The sequence below is a fragment of the Bacillus sp. 1735sda2 genome (genome assembly GCF_024159245.1).
Lineage (GTDB): Bacteria > Bacillota > Bacilli > Bacillales > Bacillaceae > Bacillus > Bacillus pumilus_O.
On the sequence record NZ_JAMYWZ010000001.1, the window covers coordinates 2,251,045 to 2,264,392 of the forward strand.

Genomic DNA, 13,348 nt, shown 5'->3' on the forward strand with positions numbered 1-13,348 from the left:
TCTCCGTTGTTACGTTCATTTTAACAAAAAGCCGAATCGATTCATAAGAAGTCGGCCTTTTTCATGTGATTACGCGTATGAATGAAGCCCTGCAATCACGAGATTAACAAAGATGAGATTAAACATAATGATGGCGAATCCGATGACAGCTAACCAAGCGGACTTTTCGCCATGCCAGCCCCTTGATAAGCGAAGATGAAGGTAGGCTGCATAAAAGAGAAACGTAATCAATGCCCATACTTCCTTCGGGTCCCAGCCCCAGAACCGAGTCCATGCAATTTGCGCCCAGATCATTGCAAAAATGAGCCCGCCTAACGCAAATACAGGGAAACCAATGGAAACGGCTCTGTATCCAATCTCATCAACTAAATCTAAATTGACCTGTTTCACGAGCGGTTGAAGCAAAGCACTCAGACGTTTGCGAATAATTAACCGAATCAGCCCATACAAGATCAGCCCCGTGCCAAATGACCATAACACCGTATTGACCTTTCTACCTGAAAAAACAGGCGGCAAATCAACAAACGGTTCCAAACGATCTTGCGTCACAAGCTCTCCTTTATGAGGTCCAACTAGAGCTGGCAGCTCATAGACCATCACACTTTCCTCTTTATTTTTATCGACCCAATTAAATTTTGCTTCGTATCCTGTCATTCTAAAGATAGACGTGACAGCGATAAATGCCAGTGTCACAACAATCATAAACATGACGAGCTCTAAACCAAATGTCTTCTTCCCTGGCTTTGTTTGATCGACATGTTTTAATAAAAAGATGACGCCTGCCACAAAGCTAATCGCTAAAATAGCTTGCCCTAGTGCTGCTGTTGTCACGTGAATATAAAGCCAATTACTTTGTAATGAAGGAATTAGCGGTGATATATCAGATGGGAACATGCTTGCATAGGCAATAATCAATAAAGCAATTGGAAGTGTAAATAAACCAAGTACAGACACTTGATACACAAAATATAAAATAATGAATGCGAGCACAAGCATCATGCCAAAAGCCGTTGTGAATTCAAACAAATTGCTGACTGGTGCATGACCAGACGCCATCCACCTTGAAATAAAGTAGCCAAATTGACTTAAAAAGCCAATGATTGTGAGCGTAATACCGATAAGTGCCGCCTTATTCCTACGCGGTCCATCAACTTTCTTTTTTCCTTTAATGGCACCGCCAAAAAAAGGAACTGCCGCTAAATACAATAGAAAAGCTGCAAATAACAGGTTTTCACTGACTGCTGCCATCTAATCCTTCCCCCTTGCTTTTGCTGATACTTGTTGTATCAGGCAGTTCTTTTTGATCAACTGGCTGTTTGATGCCACTGTCACTTAGGATCACGCCAAGATCAGACTTTAAGCCAAACCAGTTTTTGTTTGTATGTCCTGCCACGAATACTTTTCCATCCCTTGCAGACAGCCAAATTCTTCTATGCTGCCAATACATCCCCTGCACGACACCAATCATGAAGATGATTCCGCCTACGATGAGCACCCCAAGAGTTAAATCTTTTCTCACCGTCAATCCCGTGACGTTTTTCGTTTCCACTCGATCAAACTTCATTTTATATAGGTTATTATCAGAGCCCTCTACTGTCTCTTGAATCGCCACAAAGCTTTTTTCACCTTTAGGCTTTTCAGGAGAAACCATTTCAAACACGAAAGCAGGATTATTCGGATTCCTTGTCTTCGTACTCGGCGTTCCATCATCGTCAAAATAAAAATCAGGGAGATAGCTCATCACTTTAACTTTGTAACCGCTACCAAGATCATATTCTGACTTAGGCTCCAGCAGATTAATCTTCACTGTTCCGAAAGATTTTTCTGTATCTTTACGAATCAGCTGAAAGACCATTTGATCGAGTTCATTTTGTTTAAAATCCACTTGATATAATGAGAAATGATCAAACTTGAGCGGTTCGTTCACTTTGATATTGTGTTCTGATACCTGCTTCAGCTTGGGCTTTTCACCAAACACAACTTCCCCTTCACGTTTGTATAAAGTGGCATCGGTTTTATAACTTTTCACTACTTGACCGTCGCCAGCTCTTTCAATCGCATTCTCAAACACTTCTTTTTCATTTCCGGTTTCATAGCGGTCAATTGAAAACGCATTATTTTTCAAAAAATATTGACCATCTGTGCCTGGAATTGGGGCAGTTTCACCCTCTCTCACCCACAGCGTTTCATCCACATACATGCCTGGGACAAACCGGAGCATTGATCCAATGAGAAAGATGATTAATCCAATGTGATTGACGTAAGGGCCCCAGCGTGAGAAGCGGCCTTTTTCCGCTAAAATATGTCCGTTTTCTTCTCGTACCCTGTAACGCTTTTGCTTCATTGCTTTCTTGATGCCTTCATATGTATGCTCATCTAACATTTTGTCTGTCTCACTGAACAGACGCTGTCTTCTCATAAAGCCTTCTTTTTTGATAACCCCTTGATTTTTAAGTGCTCGATAAAGAGGGATAACCCGGTCGAGACTGCAAATGACAAGGGAGATTCCGATGGATGCAACTAAAGCTAAAAACCACCAAGAATTATAAAGATCATGGAATCCAAGTGTGTAGTACAGCTTACCAAACGATCCATATTGCTCTTCATAATAGGTGGAAGCAGATGCACCTGGTGGAATAAATCGCTCCTGCGGAAAAATCGTTCCTAATGAGGAAGCAAGTAGTGTAATGACAATCAGCCACACACCCACCTTAACGGAAGAAAAAAAGTTCCATACTTTATCAACAATCGTTTTGTTGTATGTTTGCGAGCGTCTCGCACTGCCGTCATATCTCATATCAAGCAGCTTTGAAGAGTTTTTCTCTTTAGCTGCAATAGGATTCCCGCACGACTCACATAAAACAGTACCGATTGGATTAATATGTCCACACTCGCATTTTACCTCTTTCATTCTATGACCCCTTTGGTTTAATCAAATTCATATATTCATAGACATTACGTTCTGTCATGGTTCCCTTTATGACTTTGATTACCTTGCCTTCAGGATTAATTAAAAATGTGGTTGGCAGCGGCGTTATATCATATGCCTCTGTCACTTGACGATCTTTGTCCATGGCAACAGGAAAATTCACGCCATAGGACTCCATAAAATTCTTCACGGCAATATTAGATTCTGCAACATTGACTGCAACAATTTCCACACCGCGATCCTTGAACACTTCATATTGATTTGCCATGTAAGGGAATTCTTGTTTACATGGACCACACCAGGTCCCCCAAAAATTAAGAAAGACGCCTTTGCCTTTTAAGTCCTTTAGTTCAATCCGTTCCCCATCTACAGATTGAAGGACAAAGTTTGGCGCAATAGATCCTTCTTTGACCCGCTCTTGTTTGGCAAATACTGAGTTATACATGGTATAACATAGTGCAGCAAGCATCACGAGGAGAATGCCCGTCCGTATGAAAAACCGTCTTTTTTTCATCTGAAGTACCCCTTCCCCATAGACATTCAGGTAAATTATAGCATTCTCCTTCTTTTGATGCTTCTTCATTTTTTGAAGTTTATGTGAAAATTAAAAAGCGCTTTTTCCGTGATCCGCAATCGCTCTCAGACGTTTCACTTCATGTGGAGTCAATTCTCTGCGGTCTCCTGGTCTCATACCTTCAATATGAAGGAACGCATATTGCTCTCTTTTTAGCTTTAACACATCATGACCGATCGCTTCAAACATGCGGCGCACTTGTCTGTTTCTGCCTTCATGAATGGTTAATTGAACAATACATGTTTGCTTTCGTTTATCAATCGAAAGCATTTTGGCACGGGCAGGTGCCGTTTTTTTATGATCTAACATAATCCCTTTTTCTAGCTTTCTAAGCAATTCCTTTGATGGGATTCCTTTTAGCTTCGCTGCATATGTTTTATCAATTTCGTATTTTGGATGCATGAGCTTATGGGCAAATTCCCCGTCATTTGTAATTAAAATCAAACCGCTCGTATCATAATCTAAACGGCCGATTGGATAAAGACGCTGCGGAACATCATCAAAGAAATCTGTGACCACCTTACGTCCTTTATCATCCTCGGCAGCTGAAATGACGCCGCGCGGTTTATAAAGCATAAAGTAAACCGGTTCTTCTCTTTCAAGCTTTAATCCGTTGACTTCAATTTTATCTGAAGAGCCCACTTTTACTCCGAGCTCAGTCACTGTTTGACCATTAACGGTAACTCGTCCTTCTTTAATTAATTCTTCTGCCTTTCGTCTTGAAGCGACGCCGGCATGTGCAATTACTTTCTGTAAACGTTCCATTTTGTCTTTCACCTCATGTACTATCTTACTTGCTTGACTTAAAACAAACAAGCATTCGTGGAAAAATAAGCGATTCGTCTGTTTAATTTCAGCTAAAAAGCCATTTCCCATCCATTGAAAGACAAAAAAGCGCCTCTTTAGGCGCCGCTAAATAACAAACTGACGATGATGACAGATGCAATGATTCCAATGAGGTCTGCTAACAGACCTACTTTCAGCGCATCTCCCATTTTTTTAATACCAACTGCCCCAAAATAGACCGTTAAAATGTAGAGAGTGGTGTCAGTTGACCCTTGCATGACAGCTGCGAGTTGTCCGATAAAAGAATCTGGTCCATATGTCGCAATGAGGTCTGATGTCATCCCGAGTGCAGCTGTGCCAGATATCGGACGAATAAACGCAAGTGGCACTACTTCTGCTGGGAAGCCGATTGCTGTAAACACGGGTTTTAACAGTCCCATGACAAAGTCAAGTGCACCAGACGCGCGGAATATCGTAATGGCCACGAGCATGCCGACTAAATAAGGAATGATTGAAAAGGCAATTTGAATACCCTCTTTCCCGCCCTCGACAAATGTTTCATAGGTCGGTACCTTCTTAATGGTTCCCGCAATTAAAATGCCTGCGATGATCAGTGGGATCAAAGCAAGTGAAAGCCAGTTAATAAATGACATGAGATCACCCCCGCCTGCTTCTGCGATAGTGGAAATAGCGATCAATGAGAATGGCACCAATGCCTGAAATGAGTGTCGCCAAAATGGTTGGGCCCACAATGTCTGTTGGCTGATCTGCACCATAGGTCATTCTAATTGCAATGACAGTTGTTGGCACGAGTGTGATAGAGGATGTGTTGACCGCTAAAAATGTAATCATGGACCGGCTTGCTTCATTTTTCCCGCCGTTTAATGCTTTCATCTGCTCCATTGCCTTAATCCCAAGGGGTGTCGCGGCATTCCCGAGACCAAAGAAATTCGCCATGAGATTGGACAAAATATATCCCATCGCAGGATGATTAGGCGGAATATCCGGAAATAGCTTTGAAATAAAGGGACGGCACAATTTACTAAAGAAATTTAACAAACCTGCCTCTTCTGCAATCTTCATCAGCCCAAGCCAAAAAACAAGGACACTAATCAGACCAATTGAAATGGTCACCGCTTCCTTTGATCCTTTAAATACAGCTTCGTTTACTTCCTCCATCGTTCCGTTAAACATCGCATACACAAGACCGATGACAGTGAGGAATACCCAAATTAGATTGACCATGAAGATCCGCCTATCGATGTCTGAAAGACAGACTTAAACATTTCTTGGAAGCTTTTTTGTGGCATTCGATTTCGTTTATTTTCATAAAAGATCGGTACTTGCTCGATCACCTGACCATCTAATAAAAACGTCATTTTTCCTACAACATCTGGTATGGCTTCGGCGTTTTTTGCCCACTTCTTTTGAGGAGTAAGCATTTCGGTTTCAATTTCTACTAGCTTTTTCTCATCTTCATTTAAAAAATAGTCCACATCACGTTTGATAAATGCCTTTTTTTCGTAAAAGGTTCCTTTTAATGAAGCGAGTCTTCCTTTTTCAGCAAGTACGTACGTTTTATAGTGCTCAAATGCATATTCAAACATAGAGATATGATCCTTCCAATCATCTGGCGCATTAATGGTCACAGCAATCAGCGTTGCATTCCCTTTTGCAGCTGTAGAAACAAGTGTACGTTTTGCAAGTTTTGTATATCCCGTTTTCCCTCCAGTTGAATATTGATATAAACCAGTGAGGAGCTTGTTTTTATTTTTCCAATAACCTTCCATCGTTTTTGCTTTATAGAAAGTCGTGCCCGCAATTTTTTGATATTGTTTATGCTCCATGGCGTATCTTGTTAAGATGGCCATGTCATAGGCTGATGAATAATGGTACTTATGATCATCGAGTCCATGCGGATTTTGAAAATTCGTATTCTCCATTCCTAGTTCAGACGCTTTTTGATTCATCATAAAAATAAATCCTTCTAAGCTGCCGCCCACATGCTCTGCAATGGCAACAGCTGCATCATTTCCAGATCGCAGCATAAGCCCGTATGTCAAATCTTCTAGGCTCACCTTCTGCCCTTCTTTTAAATAAATCGATGAGCCCTCTGCTTGAATCGCGCGCTTTGATACTTTGACGGTGTCTTTCATTTTCCCTGATTCAATGGCTAATACCGCCGTCATAATTTTCGTAATACTGGCGATTCTTCTTTTTTCATGCTCGTCCTTTCCAAATAGGACTCTGCCTGACTGTCCATCTATTAAAATGGCGCTTCTTGCACTCACCGATAATGACATATCTGCTTTGGCATGTGAGGAAAAAGGCAGTAAGAGTGTAAATAGAAGAAGGACTGCTGTTCCAATTTTTAAATAGGGCATGTTCATTCACGTCCTTGTCCGTTTTGTACAAGTGTATGCGCGGCTGAAAAAGTTATGATGCCTCGTCCATAAAAAAAAAGCGTCTCTATATGTCGAGACGCTTCTTGCTATACCATTTTCATTTGCTGATGAGATGTCGTATATTCTAGCTCTTCTCTCATCACTAAAAAATCTTTTTCTAATGAAGAAAATAATCGTTTGATCTCAGCGGATACTTCATGGTGGAAAACAATGCTGCTCTTTCCTGTATAAGCGGAACGGCTGTCCTCATACCATGTATCCTTTTTCGGCGTGAAAAACTCTTCAATACACTGATGATAAATACGGTGAAGCGTCTGCTGTGCGGCTTGCTGCGGGAATGTCTGCTGCTGGCTGATTTTCCTGCAAACTGCCGCTGCATCCTCGCTGTACACTGCAAGCTTCCGTAATGTATTCAATATGTCACAATAATAGGCTTCCGCTTCAGGGTTTAATCGTTTCATACTTGATAAGGTAGCTTCGTTCAGAAAACCATTCATTTCAGTTGCAACCTTTGATAAAAAGACGCCTGCTTGATCAACTTGAGCCTTTACATTCATATGTGCCATTTGTTTTGTGTTTACCTTCCCCTCATGGCTTTATGACCATTTTATCTGACATCAATAGATGTTAGACCTAAAATCTTTTTTATATTTTATCATACATTTTTCATTCTTTTGAACTATTTTATCTCTTCAAATGTTTGATTGAAGTTTTCAAAAAAGAGATCAGCCTCTTCTTGTACACCATCTGCTTCCACATTCTCTGGAAGCGGCGGTAGTTCATCCAATGCCTTTAAGCCAAACTGCTCTAAAAATGTAGGTGTTGTCCCATAAAGAATTGCTCGCCCAGGGCCATCGGCACGTCCAACTTCACAGAGCAGCGCTTTGGCTACTAAACTATGAAGCACTCGCTCTGATTTGACTCCTCTAATTTCTTCTACCTCACTTCGTGTGATCGGCTGTTTATAAGAAACGATTGCGAGTACTTCAAGCGCTGCCTGAGACAAACCTTTGGATGGGGTCTCGACTAATTTTTTCAAATAAATGCTGTATTCCTTTTTCGTCAGCAGCATATAAGAATCTGCATATTCAATGAGCTCAATTCCTCGTTCTTGTTTTTGATATTCTTCCTTGACGGCAGACATCATGTCAAGTAACGCTACCTCTTCTACTTCAAGAACAGACATAAGCTGTTTTTTTGTTAAGCCTTCATCACCTGCTGCATAAAGCAGTGCTTCTATGATGGCTTTCCAATTCACGATATCAAGCGTCATGAATCGTTTCACTCCCTATTATATAAATGTCTTCAAAGTTTCCTTCCTGCTCTAACATGATTTGATGACTTTTCATCAATTCAAGAACAGCAAGAAACGTCACGACAAGGTGCTCCTTTTGATCATGTTGAAATAGAGTCATGAAATTGGTCCGCTTTTTCGTTTTTCTTAAATGGTTCATAATCTCATTCATTTTGTCTTCAATCGGGATTTCTTGTCTTGTAATCCTAGATGGTGCTGGTTTCGTTATTTTTTTTCGGTTCAATACCTTTTGGAACGCACCTAACATATCATACACCGTGACATGTAAGTTTGTGTCCTTCGCTTCCGATTCTTTTGCAAATTCGCTTAAATCACTCGGAGGTTTTGTAAAGGCATTTTGCCTTTCTTCCTCGCGTTCCTTTAGTTCTTGTGCGGCATCTTTATACTTTCGGTATTCAATCAGTTTGCCAATCAGTTCTTCTCGAGGGTCCTCTTCCTCTTCAAGCAAATCTTCATCAAATAGCTCTTCCTCTTGTTTTGGAAGGAGCATTCTGCTTTTAATACTTAGGAGGGTTGCAGCCATCACCAAATATTCACTTGCCACATCAAGTTCAAGCTCCCTCATGGTATGGACATATAATAAATACTGCTCCGTAATTTTAGCAACGGGAATATCATAAATATCAATTTCCAACCGGTTGATTAAATGTAAAAGTAAGTCCAAAGGACCTTCAAACGAATCTATTTTCACCTGATATTCCAGCATTTTTTCTCACCATTTCTACTGTCTTCTAAGTACCGTTTCACCGGCTAACCTTTAGTATAAGACAGGATAAAGCTCTCGTCCAATATAATTTCGACCATGATGTCCTAGGCAAAATAAGAAAAACAGTGGTTTCGCCCATACCACTCAGGGCATTTATACATAGAATACCATTGTAAACAGAACTGATGAAAAAGGAGGCCGTATCATTATGGGAGATGGCTATAACTTTGGCGGAGGTTTCGCGCTTATTGTCGTGCTTTTCATCTTGCTGATCATCGTTGGCGCGGCTTGGGTTTATTAAAGAAACAGAGCGTCCTTTCACGAAGGGCGCTCTTTCTTCTTTTCTTTTCAATATGTTAGACTGAGAGTGGAAAAGGAGATGACCACTGTGTATCCTGAAGCGTACGTGGCTTTTTTACATGAATTTCATACGACAAGAGATTATTTTGAATGTCATGAAATTCTTGAGGAATATTGGAAAGAAGACCCGCCTGAGCAGCGCAAAGAATATTGGGTTGGCTTCATTCAGCTTGCCGTTGCTTTGTATCATCAAAGACGGGGAAATGGAAAAGGTGCAAAACGGCTCATGTCAAATAGCCTTCACTTACTAGAAGCAAACCGGTCCGTATTATCGAATCTCGGTCTGGATGATGAGGCGTTTCTCAAACTTCTGAGAATGCTAAAGAAGAAAATGGCTGAAGACATGCCATACGAAAGTGTGATGCTCCCGATTAAAGATGAAGCACTCCTGTCTCTCTGCCAAGAAATGGCTCAAAAAGAAGGACTGACCTTTGGCCAGGAGAGTAACTTATCCCACACTTTTTTGATCGAAAAACATAGACTGCGTGACCGGACAGATGTATTGCTTGAACGAAAAAAGCAAATCGAACGTAAAAAAAGCAGAGGACTGTAGCCTCTGCTTTTACATGTGTGATATTTAGTTTGTTTCGCTGTGACACTTATGAAAGAAGCCTTGCGTTAATTCATTTGGAATGAGTGTTTTGGTTTTGAATACCTCTTCCACGGCTAAAACCATTTCCTTGCCGATTCCTTGATCTCGATGGGATGGATTCACACTAATATGCTCGATTTGTACTTGGTCGTCTGTTTTCAACACACCAATGGCACCTACGATATCCTCGCCATCTTTCCAAAGGAACAGCTGCCGACTTTCATCCATTTCATAAGACTTCATCGTCTGCTGAAGCTGTTTGACGTCTTTCTCACCCGGCATGAAGGAGAGTAGCCCCATGGCAATTTTTTCAAAAGACCTCTTATAACGAATTAACATATATACCCCTCAATATTCAAATTATCCTTATGTCCAGCAAATGTCTCACGAATCATTTGCTCATCACACATTATAAACATTTTTATATCGTTTTTAAACTCTTTTTCACTAAATTAACGAAAGGTACGATTGAGATTCGCCATTTCAATGGCAGCTGCAGCCGATTCGCTGCCTTTATTTCCAGCTTTTGTGCCGGCTCTTTCAATAGCTTGTTCAATGGATTCTGTTGTTAGTACACCGAAGATAATCGGTACCCCTGTTGACATAGCACTTTGAGCAATTCCTTTAGCAGCTTCATTACAAACATAATCGTAGTGAGTTGTTGCGCCCCTGATTACAGTTCCAAGTGTAATGACAGCATCATATTTCTCTGTTTCAGCTAGTTTTTTTGCCATATACGGAATTTCAAAAGCACCCGGTACCCACACGACATCAATATCGTCACCGTTTGCTCCGTGTCTGAGCAATGTATCTTCTGCTCCGTCAAGCAATTTACTTGTAATAAAGTCATTAAATCTCGCGACGACAATTGCAAATTTTAGTCCTTCTGCTACTACATGCCCTTGTATTGTATTCATATGTTGATCATCCTTTTTTGTGATTTTTATTTTGTTTCGATCGTTGCTGTTTCTTTATGATGTAAATAGGTCTGCAATGCTTCTATTGTCAGCATCTTTAGTCCGTGCTGTTTTTGGATATCTTTTAATTCTGGAACACGCGCCATTGAGCCATCTACATTCATAATTTCACATATGACACCCGCCGGTTGTGAACCTGCCAGTTTCGCAAGATCTACCGCCGCCTCTGTATGACCTGGTCTTTCCAGTACGCCGCCTTCTTTTGCAATGAGCGGAAATACATGACCTGGGCGGGCAAATTCTTCTGGTGTCGCGTCTTTATTTAACATGGCAAGCATGGTCGTAGAGCGCTCAAAAGCACTAATACCAGTCGTCGTTGTCACATGATCGATGCTCACTGTAAAAGCTGTATGGTGTGCATCTGTATTTTGTTCTACCATTGGATGCAGGTTTAGGTGTTTGGCAATCGACGCATGGACCGGCGTACAAATGAGGCCTCTTCCATGTAAAGCCATAAAGTTAATCACTTCAGGCGTGGCATGCTCAGCAAGTGCCACAAAATCCCCTTCGTTTTCTCTGTCTTCATCATCTACTACGATAATGATTTCTCCTTCTTTCAAAGCTTTTACTGCTTCTTCTACTGATTGATACATACAATCGCCTCCTAGAATCCGTGCTCTTTTAAAAATGATGGGGTCAATCGGGATGGCTGCTTTTCGCCTTGTTCTTTTGTTAAGAAGCGATAAATATATTTACCGATCATGTCACACTCTATATTCACAATCTCCCCCATAGATTTAGTCGGGAAAATAGTTCCTTCAAGCGTATGAGGAATAATAGAGACTGTAACATGTGAATCTCGCAAATCGAAAATAGTTAAGCTGACACCATCTATTGCGATCGAACCCTTTTGTGTGAGCATATCTGTGAGGGTCTTGTCCATCTCTAAATCATAGTAAATGGCATTACTTTTCTTTTCTATTCGGGTAATGACTGCCGTCCCGTCAACATGGCCTGAGACGAAATGACCGCCGAATCGCCCATTCGAGGACATAGCCCGCTCTAAATTCACTGGACTGCCTGATGTCAGCTGATCCAGTGATGTCGCTTTGACTGTCTCTGGCATCACATCTGCTGCGAACTGTGCTTTTGTAAAGCTTGTGACAGTAAGACATACACCATTAATCGCAATACTGTCTCCAAGGTGAACATCTTCTAGCACATGGCTACACTGAATGACAATTTCCATGGCATCTGCTGACTTTTTACTTAATGATTGAACGGTGCCAACTTCTTCAATTATCCCCGTAAACATGTGATCCTCCCTTTCTTTTCATTTGTATTTCTCACTTTATAAAAAAGCGATGTTAGGGACATGTGATCGATTGAACACCTTCGTCGCTTTTTATGGTCCATACAAGGTAGATGAGGGATCACCTAATAAACACTGCATGCCGGTCTATTCACTACATGTACATACAGAAAGCCCCGGAAAAATTCCGGGGCTGTGGCTTTTTTGCATCAGAAATAAAACTATGATTAACAAATATTTTTCGTTCATAGCTTTCTTTATCCTTCTCCCATCCAGACTTTCACTGTCGGCTTCAGCTTTTCACTGAATCAACCGTTAATAAAATTAACGGGTCACGGGCTGTAAAGCATTTGCTTTATTACCGTCGGTCGGGATTTTCACCCTGCCCCGAAGGATACAATCGATATTTAGCTGTCCTTAGGGGTTATTATAGCGATCCTCGTTGTCAAATGCAACAATCAAGATTTCTCACAAAAAAGCCTCCTTATAGGAAAGGAGACTTGTTAATTAACGACTTTTACTACTTTTATAAGACCATCTATTCTTTTTTCATTACTAAAGTAGGCTTTAATACGATCACCTTTCTTCAAGTCAGCCACATCATCTTCAAATTTCTTCCCACTAAAAATGATTTTTGTGCCGTTTTTTGCTTGACCGTAATACTCATCACCGTCAATTTTCGTAATGGTATATTCATAGATGGTATAATCTTTATCATTATTTGTTAAGCTTTCACCAATGGCTGTTGGCACATCTTCAATTTTCATGCCATTCATGTATAAATATCCTGCGCCTAAACAAAGCAGTAAAACAAATAAGATGGCCATTTTTAATTTAATTTTCCCCATGTTTAGAACCTCCATCATCTGCACTTCGCCTATTTGTATGTTTTATTCCTTCTTTTGATGAAATAAAACCAAAAAAGCTGATTTCCATTAATGGTTACTTATATAACGATTGAGATGGACCTTTGGTTCCACCTTTTCATCATTACATATGATACGAATATGCGTTCTTTGTTAAGGGGGTCTCTTTTCTCTTTATCAGTTAGCAAGGCGTACATCATTGATGATCATCTTTTTTCGAGTGCGAATAAATCTTCCTCTAACAATTGCGATCTCTGAACAGCGATGTTCCGGCTATCACGAACCCCTTGATTATAATAATAGCTTCCAAGGTTTTTTGTGATAAATTCTAGTATATTGATGGCTGCTAATTCACCAATTTCTTCTTCTCGTTCTTCGGCAAAGAAACGCTGAATGGCAATCATCATTTGATTTTTTTCTTCTTTTGTTAAAGGTTTCAAATTATCTCCTGCTTTCTTTCAGCATGATCACGCTTTTTTGATTTGTACTGGCAATGTGGTGACACCCACAAATGCGAATGTTTGTTCTCTTATCATATCACAATATCGGGTTTTGTGCATCACTGTCCTAAAAGAAAAAGCGTATT

Annotated in this window: 17 protein-coding genes, 1 pseudogene and 1 riboswitch; of the genes and pseudogenes, 2 read left to right on the forward strand and 16 right to left on the reverse strand. The window is 40.6% G+C overall.

The features are described from left to right. Positions 1-69 precede the first annotated feature (69 nt). From ccsB to NKR21_RS11630, 10 genes are all read right to left on the reverse strand, one after another. Positions 70-1,248 (reverse strand): c-type cytochrome biogenesis protein CcsB, encoded by a 1,179-nt coding sequence (gene ccsB / locus NKR21_RS11585; protein WP_050943828.1) that lies wholly within the window; start codon positions 1,246-1,248, stop codon positions 70-72. Beyond that, positions 1,232-2,911, reverse strand: coding sequence for a cytochrome c biogenesis protein ResB (gene resB, locus NKR21_RS11590; RefSeq protein ID WP_144457882.1), 1,680 nt, complete (start codon positions 2,909-2,911; stop codon positions 1,232-1,234). Before resB ends, ccsB begins: the two co-directional genes overlap by 17 nt. A gap of 1 nt (position 2,912) precedes the next feature. After that, positions 2,913-3,443, reverse strand: a complete 531-nt coding sequence (resA, locus tag NKR21_RS11595) for a thiol-disulfide oxidoreductase ResA (RefSeq protein ID WP_012010423.1) — start codon at positions 3,441-3,443, stop codon at positions 2,913-2,915. 90 nt (positions 3,444-3,533) lie between these two features. Next, a complete protein-coding gene (gene rluB, locus NKR21_RS11600; protein WP_144457884.1) occupies positions 3,534-4,268 on the reverse strand; it encodes a 23S rRNA pseudouridine(2605) synthase RluB in 735 nt (244 codons plus the stop codon). 137 nt (positions 4,269-4,405) lie between these two features. Continuing rightward, the gene (locus NKR21_RS11605) at positions 4,406-4,942 is read right to left on the reverse strand and encodes a spore maturation protein (protein WP_003216139.1); all 537 of its coding nucleotides are present in this window, start codon (positions 4,940-4,942) and stop codon (positions 4,406-4,408) included. Positions 4,943-4,946: 4 nt separating this feature from the next. Next, positions 4,947-5,534: a nucleoside recognition domain-containing protein gene (locus tag NKR21_RS11610; RefSeq protein WP_012010425.1), complete on the reverse strand. Its 588-nt coding sequence runs from the start codon at positions 5,532-5,534 to the stop codon at positions 4,947-4,949. Further along, positions 5,522-6,673, reverse strand: a complete 1,152-nt coding sequence (locus NKR21_RS11615) for a D-alanyl-D-alanine carboxypeptidase family protein (protein ID WP_144457886.1) — start codon at positions 6,671-6,673, stop codon at positions 5,522-5,524. Before NKR21_RS11615 ends, NKR21_RS11610 begins: the two co-directional genes overlap by 13 nt. 107 nt (positions 6,674-6,780) lie before the next feature. Beyond that, complete coding sequence (locus NKR21_RS11620) at positions 6,781-7,260, reverse strand: YpuI family protein (protein WP_119125063.1); 480 nt, start codon at positions 7,258-7,260, stop codon at positions 6,781-6,783. A 113-nt stretch (positions 7,261-7,373) separates the two neighbouring features. Next, complete coding sequence (gene scpB / locus NKR21_RS11625) at positions 7,374-7,967, reverse strand: SMC-Scp complex subunit ScpB (protein WP_012010428.1); 594 nt, start codon at positions 7,965-7,967, stop codon at positions 7,374-7,376. Further along, entirely contained in the window at positions 7,957-8,715 is a 759-nt protein-coding gene (locus NKR21_RS11630) for a segregation/condensation protein A (RefSeq protein ID WP_012010429.1), read from the reverse strand. The genes scpB and NKR21_RS11630 overlap by 11 nt, the downstream gene beginning before the upstream one ends. A 208-nt stretch (positions 8,716-8,923) precedes the next feature. Between NKR21_RS11630 and NKR21_RS11635 the strand changes: the two genes are divergently transcribed. Then, a complete protein-coding gene (locus NKR21_RS11635) occupies positions 8,924-9,016 on the forward strand; it encodes a YjcZ family sporulation protein (RefSeq protein ID WP_012010430.1) in 93 nt (30 codons plus the stop codon). Positions 9,017-9,103: 87 nt separating this feature from the next. Next, positions 9,104-9,628: a DUF309 domain-containing protein gene (locus NKR21_RS11640; protein WP_012010431.1), complete on the forward strand. Its 525-nt coding sequence runs from the start codon at positions 9,104-9,106 to the stop codon at positions 9,626-9,628. A gap of 24 nt (positions 9,629-9,652) precedes the next feature. Here the strand turns inward: NKR21_RS11640 and NKR21_RS11645 are convergent, their stop codons facing one another. The 6 genes and pseudogenes from NKR21_RS11645 to NKR21_RS11670 all read right to left on the reverse strand — a co-directional run bounded on the left by NKR21_RS11645 (position 9,653) and on the right by NKR21_RS11670 (position 13,202). Further along, positions 9,653-10,006: a GNAT family N-acetyltransferase gene (locus tag NKR21_RS11645; RefSeq protein ID WP_088000942.1), complete on the reverse strand. Its 354-nt coding sequence runs from the start codon at positions 10,004-10,006 to the stop codon at positions 9,653-9,655. Between the two features lie 113 nt (positions 10,007-10,119). Then, on the reverse strand, positions 10,120-10,584 hold the full coding sequence (ribH, locus tag NKR21_RS11650; protein WP_012010433.1) for a 6,7-dimethyl-8-ribityllumazine synthase: 465 nt from the start codon (positions 10,582-10,584) through the stop codon (positions 10,120-10,122). 47 nt (positions 10,585-10,631) lie between these two features. Then, positions 10,632-11,237, reverse strand: a pseudogene (ribB, locus tag NKR21_RS11655) (3,4-dihydroxy-2-butanone-4-phosphate synthase); the annotation flags it as partial. 11 nt (positions 11,238-11,248) lie between these two features. After that, positions 11,249-11,899 (reverse strand): riboflavin synthase, encoded by a 651-nt coding sequence (gene ribE / locus NKR21_RS11660; protein ID WP_012010435.1) that lies wholly within the window; start codon positions 11,897-11,899, stop codon positions 11,249-11,251. A gap of 253 nt (positions 11,900-12,152) precedes the next feature. Beyond that, positions 12,153-12,295, reverse strand: a riboswitch (FMN riboswitch). A 104-nt stretch (positions 12,296-12,399) separates the two neighbouring features. Further along, positions 12,400-12,744, reverse strand: coding sequence for a hypothetical protein (locus tag NKR21_RS11665; RefSeq protein WP_003215701.1), 345 nt, complete (start codon positions 12,742-12,744; stop codon positions 12,400-12,402). 224 nt (positions 12,745-12,968) lie between these two features. Beyond that, positions 12,969-13,202, reverse strand: a complete 234-nt coding sequence (locus tag NKR21_RS11670) for a DUF2164 domain-containing protein (protein ID WP_012010436.1) — start codon at positions 13,200-13,202, stop codon at positions 12,969-12,971. Positions 13,203-13,348: the final 146 nt, after the last annotated feature.